This window comes from Streptomyces sp. NPDC047108 (assembly GCF_040643575.1).
Classification (GTDB): domain Bacteria; phylum Actinomycetota; class Actinomycetes; order Streptomycetales; family Streptomycetaceae; genus Streptomyces.
Genome location: NZ_JBEYUP010000016.1, coordinates 111986 through 126048, shown reverse-complemented (window position 1 = coordinate 126048; position 14063 = coordinate 111986). Strand labels below are relative to the sequence as shown.

Sequence of the window (14063 nt, the reverse complement as noted above, 5' to 3'; positions counted from 1 at the left end):
GACACCCGGCATTCGGCACCACCCGTCCCCGGGATGGTGCAAATGGGTTAAAAAGCCACGCCGAAACGTCGTAGGGGTTCGCCCTTGCCCATCCGGCGCGACGGGCGCACACTGCGCCCGTGCGCGGCCGCGGTCAGCCGCGGTGGTCAGCGGATCTGGCGGCGGACCAGCTCGTGGAAGAGGCCGCCCGTGTCGGCCAGCAGCTCGGCGGGCGGCCCCTGCTGGACGACCCGCCCCTCCGACATGACGATCACGCGGTCGGCGTCCATGACGGTGGACAGCCGGTGGGCGATGACGACGCGGGTGGAGCGCAGCGCGCGGGTGCTCTCGATCACCACGCGCTGCGTCTCGTTGTCCAGGGCGCTGGTGGCCTCGTCGAAGAAGAGGACGCGCGGGCGGCGGATGAGCGCGGATGCGATCATCAGCCGCTGCCGCTGTCCGCCGGAGACGGTGCCGCCGCCGTCCGAGAGGATGGTGTGCATGCCCATCGGCATGCGCTTGATGTCCTCGGCGAGCCCCGCCATCTCCGCGGCCTCCCACGCCTCTTCGAGCGAGAACATCTCCGTGCCGCAGATGCAGTCCAGGATCGAGCCGGTGAACGGCTGCGCGCTCTGCAGGACGACACCGCACTGCCGCCGTACGGCCGCCTGGTCGAGGGCCGCCAGGTCCTGCCCGTCGTAGAGCACGCTGCCCGCGGCGGGCTGGTCGAAGCCGATGAGCAGGCGCAGCAGGGTGGACTTGCCGCAGCCGCTGGCGCCGACGATCGCGACGAACTCCCCCGGGTTCACGCGGAACGACACGTCGTCGAGGACGAGCGGGCGGTCCTCGCTGTAGCGGAAGGAGAGCCCCCGTGCCTCGATGCCGCCGGAGAGCGCTCCGGGCTGCACGCTGCCGCCCCGGACCTCGGGTGCCTCGTCGAGCACCGGCTTGATCTGCTCGAACATCGGGAGGACGGCGGCGGCCGAGATGAGGGCGCCGGTGAGCTGGTTGACGGAGGCCAGCATCATCGTCACGGCCGTGTTGAAGGTGAGGAACGCGCCGGCCGACAGGGTGCCGCGGGCCGGGCCCGCCAGCAACATGAACATGATGAGGGTGCACAGCGGCAGATAGACCGCGTTGACGACCGTGATCAGGTTCTTGATCCGGCCGACCCGCTGCTGGAGCTCGCGGCTGCGGGCGAACTCGCGCGCCCAGGCCGCGTACGCGAAGCTCTCCGCCGCGGCGACGCGCAGCTTGGGCAGTCCGCGCAGGGTCTGGAACGCCTGGTTGTTGAGCTTGTTGGAGAGTTCGACGAGCCGGCGCTGCCACCGGAGCTGCCACAGGCCCATGCCGGTGAACACCGAGGCGATGACGAGGAGCATGCCGATCGCCATCAGCGCCAGCGGAAGGCTGAAGCACAGCAGCAGGACGAGATTGACCGCGCCGACCGTGCCCGAGGTGACCGCCACCGAGCTGATGCCGGAGAGCACGCGCCGTATGGTGCTGATGCCCATGGCCGCGCTGGCCAGTTCGCCGGTGGAGCGCTCGGCGAAGAACGCCGTGGGCAGGCGCAGCAGCCGGTCCCAGACGGCCGGTTGCAGGGCGCTCTCCACACGCCCCTCCATACGCAGGATCGCGATGTTCTGGAGCAGCATGAACGCCGCGGCGACGATGCTGGTGGCCACGACGGCCAGGGAGGCCTGGACGATGAGGTCGTGCTCGGCGTTCGGCACGTAGACGCCGAGGACCTGTCCGGTCGCGAGCGGCACGAGCGCCCCCAGGCCGACCGCGACCATCCCGCCCAGCGCCAGATTGCGCAGGTCCGGTCCGGTGCCGCGCAGGCTGAAGCGCATCAACCGCCAGGCGCTCATGGGGCGTTCGGGCAGCGGGCGGTAGAACATGACGGCGCGCGGCTCGAACTCCTCGGCCTCGCCGGTGCCGATGCGGGTCCGCTTGCCCGTGGACGGGTCCAGTGCCTCGTACCGGCCGCGCCGCCACAGCAGCGCCACCGGTTCCTCCGTCCCGGCGCGGTGGCCGACCAGGGGGCCGCTGTTCTCCCGCCACCAGCGGGGGCCGAGCGCCACGACGCGGGTGCGGATGCGGGAGGCGAGGGCGATGCGTTCGACGGGGCCCCGCCGGTCGTTCATGACGCCGCCGCCCGCGTGGTCGGCGAGGGTGATCCCGGACGCCTCCGCGACCTTGCGGCACACGGCGAGGGTGGCGTCGTCGGTCGCCTCGGCCGAACTCCCCCCGGCCCGGCGCGGCCGTCCGATCGACGCCAGCAGTGCCTGATCGGCCTGGGCGCGCACCGCTTCACCGGCCTTGATACCGGCGGCCGTACGGTCCTCATGGGCGCGTTCGACGCGCTCGATCCAGCGGTCCAGGGCGAACAGCAGCCGGTACTGCTGGTCGACCAGACGCTGCCAGGTCGGCCCGTCGATGAGGAGGTCGCCGGCCGCCTCCGCGCCGTAGAAGGCGCCGTACTGGAGGGATCCGGGGTCGACCCGCATCCAGAGGATGTCGTCATCGGGCGAGGCGTACGGGTCGGGCTGCTCCGCCGCCCCCGGTCCGGCGTCCGGGTTCTCGGGCACGAGGCCCTGCCGGCCGTCGAGCGGTGCCTCGAACAGGACGCGCAGACCGCGGCCGACCCCGCGGGCGAAGGCGTCCTCCAGCGGGCTCGGGCCCGCGTACTGCCCCGTCTCCCAGGGGCCGTTGTACGGGTACGCGTCCCCGTACCCGTGGCCGTGGCCGTGCACGTCCCCGTACCCGTACCCGTGGCCGTGCGCGTCCCCGTAGCCCTGGCCGGGCACGAACAGTTCGCGGAGCTGGATCCGGCGGAGCACGCATCCCTGGAGGGGCCGGCCGACCAGGGTGTGCTGCGGCCCCTCGACCGGTCCGAGGAGGAGCGTCCCAGGCTCCAGTCGTCCGAGGAAGTGCCAGTGGCCCTGCGCCTGCGCGTCGACCGCGAACAGGTCGATCGCACCCCCCACCACCAGCCAGAGGACGTGCGGGCCTTCGAGGGACAGGCTGCGCAGTCCGGCGCAGTCGACCGGGGTGCCCAGCTCGCCCAGGGCGCCGAGCACGGCGTCGCCCGGTTCCGCTCCGGTGTCCGGCCGTGGGTGAACGGAGGTCACCTCAGCTCTCCTTGACCAGCTCGGCGTACCGCCCGCCGGCGGCGACCAAGGCTTCGTGGCGGCCGCGCTCCACGATCGTCCCGTGGTCCAGGACCACGATCTCGTCGCTGTCGCGCACCGTGCTGAGCCGGTGCGCGATGACGACGCAGGCGCATCCGCGGCGCCGCAGATTGTCGATGATGACCTGCTCGGTCTCCGCGTCCAGGGCACTGGTCACCTCGTCGAGGACGAGGATGCTGGGGCGGCGGACCAGGGCGCGGGCGATCTCCAGCCGCTGCCGCTGACCGCCCGAGAAGTTCCGGCCGTCCTGCTCCACCCGGCTGTGCAGTCCCCCGGGGCGGCGGGCGATCTCGTCGTGGAGCGCGGCGTCCTCCAGCGCGGCGACAACGGCCTCGTCCGGGATGGAGGGGTCCCAGAGCGCGACGTTGTCGCGGACGGTGCCCTCGAAGAGGAACACGTCCTGGTCGACGAAGGAGACGGAGGCGGCGAGCGCGCTGCGGGAGAGGTCCTCCAGACGCCGGCCGTCGATGCGGATGACGCCCTCCCACGGCCGGTAGAGGCCGGAGATGAGGCGGGAGACGGTGGACTTGCCGCTGCCCGATCCTCCGACGAGCGCGATCTGCTGCCCCGGCCCCACGGAGAGGGAGAAGTCGGTGAGCAGCGGCTTGTCGAGCGGGCTGTAGCCGAACGTGATGTGCTCCAGCGTCACATGGCCCTTGAGCCTGCGCGTGGACGTCTCCGGGCCGCGTGACGCGTACAGCGGGTCGGCGGGGAAGCTCTCGACGTCCTTGAGCCGGGCGACGTCGGCGGCGAAGTCCTGGATGCGTCCGGCCACGCCGTTGAGGCGGGTGATGGGCGCGGTGAAGCTGGTGACCAGCGCCTGGAAGGCGACCAGGAGGCCGATGGAGATGTGCCCCTCGACCGCGCGCATACCGCCGATCAGCAGGATCATCGCGCTGTTGAGCGCGGCGAGCGTCGGCGCGACGACGGCGAGCGCGGCACTGGGCACGCCGAGGCGCTGCTGCTCCTCGAGCGTGGTCGCGTGCTGGCCCGCCCAGCGGCGGAAGTATCCGTTCTCACCGCCGGTCGCCTTCATCGTCTCGATGAGCTGCAGACCGCTGTAGGCGGTGTTGGTCAGCCGGGCGTTGTCGGCCCGCAACTTCTGCGTACGGGTGGCCCGCAGGCGTACGACCACCCGGATCGCGACCACGTTGAGGAGGGCGATCAGCACGCCGATGACGGTGAGTTGGGGGTCGTAGGACCAGAGCAGCAGCGCGTAGAGGATCACGACGACGGCGTCCACTCCGGCGGCGGCGAGGTCACGCGCCAGGGTCTCGGCGACCGTGTCGTTGGACTGCAGGCGCTGGACCAGGTCGGCGGAGTTGCGCTGGGCGTAGAAGGTGACGGGCAGCTTCAGCAGATGGCGCAGGAAGCGGGCGCTGCTCAGGGTCGACGAGATGATGCGCCCGCGCAGGAGGTTGGCCTGCTGGAGCGCGGTCAGCGCGGCGGTCAGCACGACCATGGTGGCCATCGCCGCGAAGAGCACGCTCAGCAGGGACGACTGGTTCCCGATGAGGAACATGTCGATGTACGTCCGGCTGAGCGCGGGCACGGACGCGCCGACCGCCACGAGCAGGAGGCTGGCGAACAGCGCCGCGAGCATGGTGCCGGTGGTGCCCCGCAGCCGCGCGGGCATGGCGCCCATGATGCCCGGCTTCCTGCCGCCGCGGCGGAACCCGTCGTCGGGCTCGAAGGTCAGCACGACACCGGTGAAGCTGGTGTCGAAGTCCTCCATCGACACGAAACGGCGGCCCCGGCCGGGGTCGTTGATGTACACGCCCCGGCGGCCGAGGCGGCGGCCCATGCCGTCGTGGACGACGTAGTGGTTGAACTCCCAGAACAGCACGGCGGGCGGGCGGACCTCGGCGAGCGCGGCCGGCTCCATCTGCATGCCCTTGGCGCGCAGGCCGTAACTGCGGGCGGCCTTCAGGACGTTGCTGGCCCGGGAGCCGTCGCGGGAGACACCGCAGGCGATCCGCAGCTCCTCCAGGGGCACGTGCCGGCCGAAGTGGCCGAGGACCATGGCCAGCGCGGCGGCACCGCACTCCACCGCTTCCATCTGCAGCACGGTGGGGCTGCGGACGGCCTTCGGTGCCCGGCCGCGCTGGGGGGTCTTGCGCCCCGCCCGACCCGTGGGCGTGGGCGTGGGCGCGTGGCTCCGGCGGCCGGGGCGGTGACGGCCGCCGCCGCGGGGCTCGGGGCGGTGCCGTCCGCGTCCGGCGGACGACAGCGGGGCCTGCTCCGGCACGGTGCGGGAGGACGGCGCGGGGTCGGAAGCCCGGCCGGACGGGGCGGGGTCGGGGGACGCGGGGTCTCGGTGCCCCGGCGCGGCGGGGTCGTGGCGGGCGGTCACGGGAGGAGCCAATCGACCGGGCGCTGCGAGGCCAGCCGGATCGACCCGCTCACCAGCGTCGTGGAGTCGAGCGCGAACGGTGGCCCTTCGGCGGAGGACCATGCGTAGCCCGACTTCGTACGGGCCGAGCGGTCGAGCCGCACCAGGACCGCCACCGGATGCCCCTGCGCAGAGAACTGCTCGCCGAGCTGCCTGTCGCCGAGGAAGCCGGTGATCTGCGCCTGCGTCTGCGGCGCCCGGCCGACGGCCTCGACCCGGCCGCGCAGAACGCCGAACTGCTGCTGGGGCACCGACTGGACTTTCAGATCGACCGCCGCTCCCACCGGGACCGCCGAGCCGCTGTCGCCCGAGACGTAGAGCATGGCCACCAGCGGGTCCTCCGGGTCGTCGATGCGCTCGACGGTCGCCACGTCGGCGCCGGTGGTGACGACCGAACCGATCTTGGCGGTCAGCGAGTTGACCCGGCCTGCCGCCACCGCGCGTACGGCACGGTCCCCGCGCTCGGTACGGACCCGCAGCAGCGGTGCGCCCTCGCGGAGCATCCGGCCCTCCTCGGCCATGACGGCGGTGACCTGGCCTGCGACGGGGCTCTGCAGGACGTAACTCCCCTTCGCGTGGGTGAGGACGCCGGGGGCGGTGAGCTCGGAGGAGACGGTGCCCGTCATGGCCCAGTACGCGGCGGCTGCCATGACGAGGGCGGTGAGGGCCAGCACGAGCCGGCCCTGCGGCCGGGCATAACGCACCGGCAGATCGAGCTCCTCGGGCGATTGCAGCTTGGAAAGCGCCTTTTGCCGGAACTGCACGCAACTATTCCTTCGACTGCATTCGTCTCGGTCGGGCTCGGGCGAGGCTCGGCCGGTGCGGCGTGCCACCGGCCGCCACCCATGACGGCCGACGGTAACACGGGTGCCGAGCTGGGCAGATGCTCTCTTCGCGGGTGTGTGCCGACAGCACCCATAAACCCCGGAACGCGAGGTTCCGGGGTTTATGACCACCCCACCGGAACACCATCGGAACCGGCGCGGTGGTAATGCCTGCGGCTACGCCGCCAGTTGGCTCAGGACGACTCAGATGCCGGCCAGACCGGTGATCTGCGACGTGTCGACACCGGTGGCCTGCGAGGCGATACCGGTGACCTCCGAAACCGGGGCGACGGACTCGACGGTCCCCACGACGTTGCCGACCGCGAGGCCGAGAACACCGCCGGAAACGTTGTCCAGGTCCTCGTCGGCGATCTCGCGGGTCTCGACCTGGGGCGTGAAGTCCTTGTGCATGACTTGCGCTTCCCTTCGTTGCTCTGGGTGTTACTTGCGGGGGTGTCGGCCAGGTCGGCGAAGAATGCCTCTCCGGCCGGCTCAACGGTCGTCTGATGCCCGGCAATCGGGAACCACTTTTCACAACTCCCGTATGGCGCAAGATGAAATCACGTCCCCCGGCACAGCGGCCAGCCGAGCGGCTGTGCATTCGGTGAACGTTCCCCCATCAGACCACGCTGACGTGCATCTCCGTCCATCGGATGGTGACGACTCCTTCACACGGGCACCCGTTACCCATTCCTCCTGCCGGGTACGGCGGTTGAGCCAACCGGACATAACCGCGCCAACTACCGGGCCCCTGAAGGGAAGACGGGGGCCGTAAGGGACGAGACACGTCGCACACATGGCGGATGTGCAGGTTTCTCAACGATGGCATTCGATCCGTGAATCGACTGGCCCGGGCAGGCGACACCTACCGCGAAGAGGCGGCGGAATACCGGAAGAACGGTTTCTCCGGGCAAGACCGGCACCTTCTCCCCAGGAACGGGATTACCTCGCCTACACGGTAGTTGAGGGTAAAAGGACCGGTCGGACAGGAAAATCGTACGTACCCGAAATACCCTCTCGGCGCACCGACCTCCCGGCCTTCGCGTCGGGGGGGGGCGGCGGCGCCCTGGGGGCATCCTGCGCGGATCACCCCTCACCGACGCACGCCCGCCACCGATTGCGCCCCCCGCCCCGGGGTGCGCGCCCACCGGATACCGACAAGATGAAGAGTCTGGACAAGAAAAGTTTTCGGTGAGAGGGTGGAGCCATGTGGGACGTGACAGTGATCGAGGACCCGGCCGCGGCCGAGGTCTCGCTGGATCCGATACGCGCCCGGCTCCTCGCCGAGCTGGCGGCGGAGCCGGCCTCGGCGACGATGCTCTCCGCCCGGGTCGGCCTGGCCCGCCAGAAGGTGAACTACCACCTGAAGGCGCTGGAGCGGCACGGCCTGGTCGAGCTCGTAGGCGAGCGCCGCAAGGGCAACGTGACCGAGCGGCTGATGCGGGCGACCGCGGCCTCGTACGTGATCTCGCCCGTCGCGCTCTCCGCGGTGGAGCCGGACCCGGCCCGCTTCCGCGACCAGCTCTCGGCCCGGTGGCTGCTCGCGGTCGCAGCCCGCCTCGTACGCGACGTCGGCACCTTGATCACGGGAGCCGCGAGGGCGCGCAAGCGTCTGGCCACCTACGCGCTGGACGGCGACGTCCGCTTCGCCTCCGCGGCCGACCGGGCCGCGTTCGTCGAGGAGCTCACGCGCGGCGTCGGCGCCCTGATCGCCAAGTACCACGACGAGTCCGCGAAGGGCGGACGCGATCACCGGATCGTCGTCGCCCTCCACCCGGCGGTCAAACCCGGGAGGGCCCCGGCCGCCACCGGCACAACCACCGGCACGACCACCGGCACGGACCCGGCCGCGTCACCGGCCGCTCCGGCCCGGATCACCACGCCCCAGGCCGACCAGGACCAGCAGGTCCAGCAGGACTAGCAGGACCAGTGGGCCGCCACGGGCGCGGCCCCGTCAGCGAGACGACCCGCCCACGCCCCGCGGGCGACCATGAGGAGCCACCATGTCCAAGGAATTCGAGATCGTCCGGGAGTTCGAGGTCGAAGCGAGCCCGGAGGAGGTCTGGGACGCCATCACCACAGGCACCGCCGGCTGGCTGTGGCCCATGGAGTACGAGCACCGGGAGGGCGGCGCCGCTCCGTTCGGCGGCACGGTCGCCGCCTGGGATCCGCCGTACCGGCTCACCGGACGCGTCGAGAACCCGGACGACCCCGGCCAGACCCTCAACCAGCTCGACCACATCATCCAGCCGCGCGTCGGCGGCGGCTCGTGGGTGCGCTACGTGCACAGCGGCATCTTCGTCGACGACTGGGACAACCAGTACGACGGCGCCGACAAGCACACCGACTTCTACCTGCACACCCTGCGGCAGTACCTGGAGCACTTCACCGGTCGCGCGGCGGTGTACTCCTCGGCCGAGGGGCCGGAAGGCTCCAGCCGGCCCGGGTCCTTCGCGGCCGTGGGCCGCGCGCTGGGCCTGGCGGACGACGCGGCTGAAGGCACGACCGTACGGGTCGAGGTGCCGGGTACCGCGCCCTTCGACGCGGTCGTGGACTACCGCACCCCGTACTTCATCGGGCTGCGCGGCGACGACGCGCTGTACCGGTTCTTCGGCCGCGACGCCTTCGGCGCGCCGGTCGGCATCGCGGTGCACCGGTTCACCGCCGGCGACGCCGACCAGAAGCAGACGGAGGCCGTCTGGCAGAACTGGCTCACGGGGCTGTTCACCTGAACCGGCCTTCCGGCCCCCTCGGCCCTCCACGCCGACCTGCCGCACCCGGCCCTCCACGCCGACCTGCCGCACCGGTGGCGCGCCCGGCACCAACCGGGCGCGCCGACGCGCATGAGCGGCGGATCGCCGATCGTGACCTTCCGGTCACGGTACGCCGGCGGCGCCTCCCGCCCGGCGGGCCGGGGACCGCACCGTCCCGGCGACGAGCGTTTCTCCTGCCGAACTCCTACCGGGCATCGGAGTCGTCCGGCCGACCCCGTTCCCCGGACCTCCCGTCGTACCGGTGCGTGCGCAATTCCGGGCGGACACAGGGAAATGCGCGTAGCGTCGCGTCACCGGGATCGATGCGTCCGCACTCCCCCTCGAACAACAATTCCCTTACGCGTCACATTCGGCAGGCCAGACCCCTTCCATCGTGAATCGAACATCGACGAGAATGCCGAGTTCCCTCACGTGCACAATGGAAGGCCTGGGTAAACCATGCCCAAAGACCATGAGATGTCCCCGTCCGACGCCGAACTGACGGCGCAGATAAGGACTTCTCAGTCGACCGAACCGGTGGACGAGCTCTACCGGCGGCACAAGCCCGCCGTTCTCTCCTACGCACTGGCCTGCTGCCGCGATCCCCACACCGCCGAGGACCTGGTGTCCGAAGCCTTCACGCGCACCCTCCAGGCCGTTCGGTCCGGCACCGGCGGCCCCGAGGCCGCCTGGCGTCCCTATCTGCTCACCGTCGTCCGCCGTACCGCCGCCGACTGGGCGGGGACGGAGCGGCGCACCGAGCTGTCGCCCGACTTCGAGCAGTGGCTCGGGCGCGGCTCGAAGGTTCCCGAGGAGGAGAGCAGCGAGGAGCGCATACTCCGGCTCGAGGACAGCTCGCTCGTCCTGCGCGCCTTCCGTTCGCTGCCCGAGCGCTGGCAGGCCGTGCTCTGGCACACCGCGGTCGAGGAGGAGTCGGCGGCGCGGGTCGGCGTGCTGCTCGGCGTCAGCGCGAGCGGCGTCAACTCGCTCGCGGCACGCGCGCGGGAAGGACTGCGCGAGGCGTATCTGACCGCGCACGTCGAGAGCGGCTCGGACACCGACGAGTGCCGCCACTACAGCTCGCTGCTCGGCGCCGCGGTGCGCCGCGTCGGCCGTCGCGCCAACAAGGACCTGGAACGCCACCTCGCGTCGTGCGAGCGCTGCCGCGGGGCACTGATCGAACTCACCTACCTCAACGAGCGGCTGGGCTCCGTCCTCCCCGCCGGTGTGCTGCTGTGGGGCGGCTCCGCCTACATCGCCGCACGGCTGGCCGAGGCCGGCGCGGGCGCCACGGGCGCGCTGGCACCCGGCGCCCTGCACGGCAGCCTTCCGCACGACGGCGGTACGGGGCTGTGGGGCTGGGCGAAGGGGGCGCCGCTCGCCTCGGGTGCGGTCGCGGGCTCGATCGTCGCGGCGGTCGGTCTCGGGGTCCTGGTGGTGCCGCTGGACGGCGGTGACGACGACGGAGGTTCGTCGCCCTCGGTGGTCCAGCACGAGCCGACCATGACGATCTTCGAACCGCAGACCCCGGTGACCCTCACCGCCACCCCGTCCGCGAGTTCGCCGACCGGGAGGTCCGACCCGCGCCCCCGCCCCTCCGGCGAGAAGCCGGGAAAGCCCGGTCAGCCGGATCCGGGCCCCAACGGGCTGACCCCGCTCCACCTGCGCGGCGACCAGAACCTCGGCAGCCCGCAGACCCCATCGGGCACGGTCCCCCTGTCCTCCCCCGAGGGCGCCAACTACGACGGGACACCGCACGAACAGCTCACCTTCGTCGCCAACGGCATCAACGGCTCGTACGACGGGGGCTCGACCCAGTTCGACCTGTTCGTGGACGCGGACGAGTACATCGCCAACGGACCGCAGATGCGCATCTCCTACGACCTGACCGGGAACGGCACGTGGGACCGGGTGGAGACCTACCGCTACTACGAGACCGACGACGCCCCCGGGTTCGAGCACTACACCGACATCCGCGGGCTGAAGTCCTCGTCCGGGTCGCTCGGCGACATGGTGCAGGGGAAGATCAAGGTCGAGGTCTGGAGCGCGATCGGCCCGGGGCCCAACACCCTCGGGGTGGGCGACACGTCCCTCATCTGGATCCCGTTCGACTGACGTGCCGTGCCGTCCTGCGGCAGGGCCGCCGGTCCGCCGCCCTGACGCGAACACCCCCGCGGGTGCGCCCTTTCAGCGCGCCCGCGGGGGTTTGTCGTACGGAGTTCCCTACGGACTTCCGCCCGCGGCCGCCTCGTTCACCATCCGTCCCGCGAGGGAAGGCGGGACCAAAGGTAAAGTATTGGCAAAGTAGCGGGATGCGTTTCACGGAAAGCGGTCCTCCCTGTGTCCGTCCGTACTTCACGACACACACCCGGGGGACCGATGACCCGAAGTGTCCACGCGCACCGCCTCATCCAGCGCATTGCCGATGAGGAGTTCGAATTCCAAGGGAACGGTTGTGCGACACAATTTCCCGCCGCGCCCGTAAGCGGCGGGCCCGCCTCTCTCCGCATTTCCGGCGTACTCCCCCGCCCCCGACGCCGGGCCCCGATACGCCGCAGGCGCGACCACACCTGTCCCCCGGGCTCGCACCAGGCCTGAGGGAAAGGTCCCCCGATGCACCTGTCGCCGGGCCCACGCCCCGAACACCGGCCGCTGTCCGACGCCGCGCTCACCAGCGCGGTACGGGAAGGCCGCGTCGAGCTGTTCCGCTACCTCTACCGCCGCCACTACGCGGCCGTGCAGGCGTACTCCTCCCAGTGCATGACGGGCCCCGTACAGGCGCACGAGGTCACGTCGTTCGTCTTCGCCCAGCTCCTGCAGCGCATCCTCTCCGGGGAGTCCTTCGCCGACGGACGCCACCCGGGCTGTCTGCGGCGCCAACTGCTGGACGCCGTCCGCACGACGGCGATCACGCACTCGCAGCGCGAGGAGGAGGCGCTGTCGCAGGACTTCCGGGCCTGGGTCGCGGCCGGAAGCGTGTGGCCGTGGGGCGAGGACGGCCAACTGGGCCTCGCCTTCCAGCGCCTCGCACCGACCACCCAATGCCTGCTGTGGCACTCGTTGGTGGACCGCGACGACGCGTCGCTCACGGCGCGCGTCACCGGGCTGGCCCCCGGCTCCGTGCAGGCGCGGAGCGAGGAGGCGCGCAGCGTTCTGCAGGACGCGCGTACACACCTCTATCTGGAGCGCATGGGGCCCCGCCATTGCGCCGACGCCATCCGGCAGGTGGCGTCGGACGGTGGCCGGGCGTCCGGAAGCGGCCGCGGCGGCGCCCACCGCCCGCACCACTCCCGCGCCTGCCGCCGCTGCCACAGCGCTCTCACCGACCTGGCGCGGCTCGACGCGCAGCTCGACGTGCAGCTGCCCGTACGGCTGCTGGGCTGGTGGCCGGGCGAGGGCTATCTGCGGGCGAAGGCGGCCATCCCGGTACCGCTGAGCGATCCCCCGTTCCTGGCCCGGCTGTTGCGGCACACCGAGTCGCCGGCAGCGGGCGGACGTACCGCGCGACGGGCCACGGCGAGAGCGGTGTCCGCCCGCCGGGGGCAGCGCGAGCCGGTCGAGCCGGCGGCCTCCCGCCCGGCCTCGCACCGGACACCGCACCGGACGTCGCAGGGGATCCTCCCCCGCGCGGTGGCCGGATCGGTCGAGGGGGCTCACCGCTCCCCCACCACCGTCGCGGTCGTGGGCTTCCTGGCCGGGATCGCGGTGGGGATCGCCGCCCTGGCCGCCTGCGGACACCAGGAGAGGCCGCACCAGCTGTTACCCGACGGCACCGGAGACGCCTCGTCAGTCTCCGAGCCGCCGGGGACGGGCGCGGCCGGGCCCGGTACGGAGGCGTCCGGCCCCGATGCGGCGACACCCGGCGGCTACGCGCTCCGGTCCGGGCCGTACGACGCGGGCACCGGACCGTACGACGCGGGCACCGGACCGTACGCACGGCCGCTCGGCGGGAACGCGGTGGAACCCGACGGGCACGAACGGCAGCTCTCCGGGGGCAACGACGCGGCGCCCCACGGCGACATGACGCCCCTGGCCGACCTGCCCTCCGCCCCTGGCACCGCCGCCACCGTCCCCCGGCCCGCCCGCCACCGGCCCGTCCGGCGCGGTCGCGGTGACGGCTCGTACCTGCCGCGCCCGGACGACGCGCCAGGTTTGAGTGCCGATGACTCAAGCACGGAGCGCCCGGAGGGCGCAGGGTGGGGGACGCGGGCGCGGTATCCCTCCCCGTACGTGCAGAGCTCCGCGCCGTCCCCCTTGCCGAAGCGCAGCGGTATCCCGGATGTGATCGCCATGTACGCCAGCACCGTCGACAACCTCACGTTCCGGGAGCCCGGGGCGGCCCGGGACCGCCGCGACACCGCATCCCTCATACCCGCCGGCCCGGGGTACCCCGTGGACGACAGGACCTGGACCCTGGCGCACGAGCCGCAGTCCGTCGGGGCCGCGCGCCGTCTCACCCGCTCGGTGCTGGACATCTGGCGGGTGGGCGGCGACGACGCCGAGACGGTGGTGCTGGTGGTCTCCGAGCTGGTGACCAATGCCGTCGAGCACGCCCATCCGCCCGTCGTCCTCCATCTCCACCGCGACGCGGGCAGCCGGCTGTGGGTGGGCATAACGGACGGCGGGCCGGCGGCCGACCAGGGCCCCTGGACGTCGAGTTGCGCACCGGACGAGCACGGGCGCGGCATGGGCATCGTCGACTCCGTCGCCGCGGCGCACGGCTTCGCGATCCACCGCGACGGGGGCGTGACGCACTGGGCGCGCCTCCCCAGGCCGACCTGACGCTCACCCGCCCCCTGGCACGGCCACCCCCACGGTCACGCACGTGCCGGGGGGGGCCTCCGTGCGGCAAGCCCCGGGCCGCCCACGTCCGTACGCACCCTTGGCGCCACCGCGGGCGGTCCTCGCACCCGCCCCCGTC

Annotated in this window: 8 protein-coding genes; 4 read left to right on the top strand and 4 right to left on the bottom strand. The window is 72.2% G+C overall.

Annotated features, from left to right (window positions below):
- Positions 1 to 146: 146 nt before the first annotated feature.
- The 4 genes from ABZ822_RS25575 to ABZ822_RS25560 all read right to left on the bottom strand — a co-directional run bounded on the left by ABZ822_RS25575 (position 147) and on the right by ABZ822_RS25560 (position 6800).
- Positions 147 to 3113, bottom strand: a complete 2967-nt coding sequence (locus ABZ822_RS25575; protein WP_360858720.1) for an NHLP bacteriocin export ABC transporter permease/ATPase subunit — start codon at positions 3111 to 3113, stop codon at positions 147 to 149.
- Position 3114: 1 nt separating this feature from the next.
- Positions 3115 to 5241, bottom strand: coding sequence for an NHLP family bacteriocin export ABC transporter peptidase/permease/ATPase subunit (locus tag ABZ822_RS25570; RefSeq protein WP_360858780.1), 2127 nt, complete (start codon positions 5239 to 5241; stop codon positions 3115 to 3117).
- 281 nt (positions 5242 to 5522) lie between these two features.
- Entirely contained in the window at positions 5523 to 6329 is an 807-nt protein-coding gene (locus tag ABZ822_RS25565) for an HlyD family efflux transporter periplasmic adaptor subunit (RefSeq protein ID WP_360858717.1), read from the bottom strand.
- Positions 6330 to 6593: 264 nt separating this feature from the next.
- Positions 6594 to 6800 (bottom strand): type A2 lantipeptide, encoded by a 207-nt coding sequence (locus ABZ822_RS25560; RefSeq protein ID WP_360858714.1) that lies wholly within the window; start codon positions 6798 to 6800, stop codon positions 6594 to 6596.
- A gap of 796 nt (positions 6801 to 7596) precedes the next feature.
- On the opposite strand from ABZ822_RS25560, the gene ABZ822_RS25555 reads away from it, so the two are divergent.
- The 4 genes from ABZ822_RS25555 (at position 7597) to ABZ822_RS25540 (ending at position 13924) form a co-directional block, all read left to right on the top strand.
- Positions 7597 to 8310 (top strand): helix-turn-helix domain-containing protein, encoded by a 714-nt coding sequence (locus tag ABZ822_RS25555; RefSeq protein ID WP_360858711.1) that lies wholly within the window; start codon positions 7597 to 7599, stop codon positions 8308 to 8310.
- A gap of 82 nt (positions 8311 to 8392) precedes the next feature.
- On the top strand, positions 8393 to 9121 hold the full coding sequence (locus ABZ822_RS25550; RefSeq protein ID WP_360858707.1) for an SRPBCC domain-containing protein: 729 nt from the start codon (positions 8393 to 8395) through the stop codon (positions 9119 to 9121).
- 480 nt (positions 9122 to 9601) lie between these two features.
- Positions 9602 to 11257 (top strand): sigma-70 family RNA polymerase sigma factor, encoded by a 1656-nt coding sequence (locus ABZ822_RS25545; protein WP_360858704.1) that lies wholly within the window; start codon positions 9602 to 9604, stop codon positions 11255 to 11257.
- A 498-nt stretch (positions 11258 to 11755) separates the two neighbouring features.
- Entirely contained in the window at positions 11756 to 13924 is a 2169-nt protein-coding gene (locus ABZ822_RS25540) for an ATP-binding protein (RefSeq protein WP_360858701.1), read from the top strand.
- The last annotated feature ends 139 nt before the right edge of the window (positions 13925 to 14063 follow it).

Excerpts from the sequence above, each read along its gene's own strand:
- ABZ822_RS25560 (WP_360858714.1), bottom strand. The coding sequence starts at position 6,800 with ATGCACAAGGACTTCACGCCCCAGGTCGAGACCCGCGAGATCGCCGAC.
- ABZ822_RS25555 (WP_360858711.1), top strand. The coding sequence starts at position 7,597 with ATGTGGGACGTGACAGTGATCGAGGACCCGGCCGCGGCCGAGGTCTCG.
- ABZ822_RS25550 (WP_360858707.1), top strand. The coding sequence starts at position 8,393 with ATGTCCAAGGAATTCGAGATCGTCCGGGAGTTCGAGGTCGAAGCGAGC.
- ABZ822_RS25545 (WP_360858704.1), top strand. The coding sequence starts at position 9,602 with ATGCCCAAAGACCATGAGATGTCCCCGTCCGACGCCGAACTGACGGCG.
- ABZ822_RS25540 (WP_360858701.1), top strand. The coding sequence starts at position 11,756 with ATGCACCTGTCGCCGGGCCCACGCCCCGAACACCGGCCGCTGTCCGAC.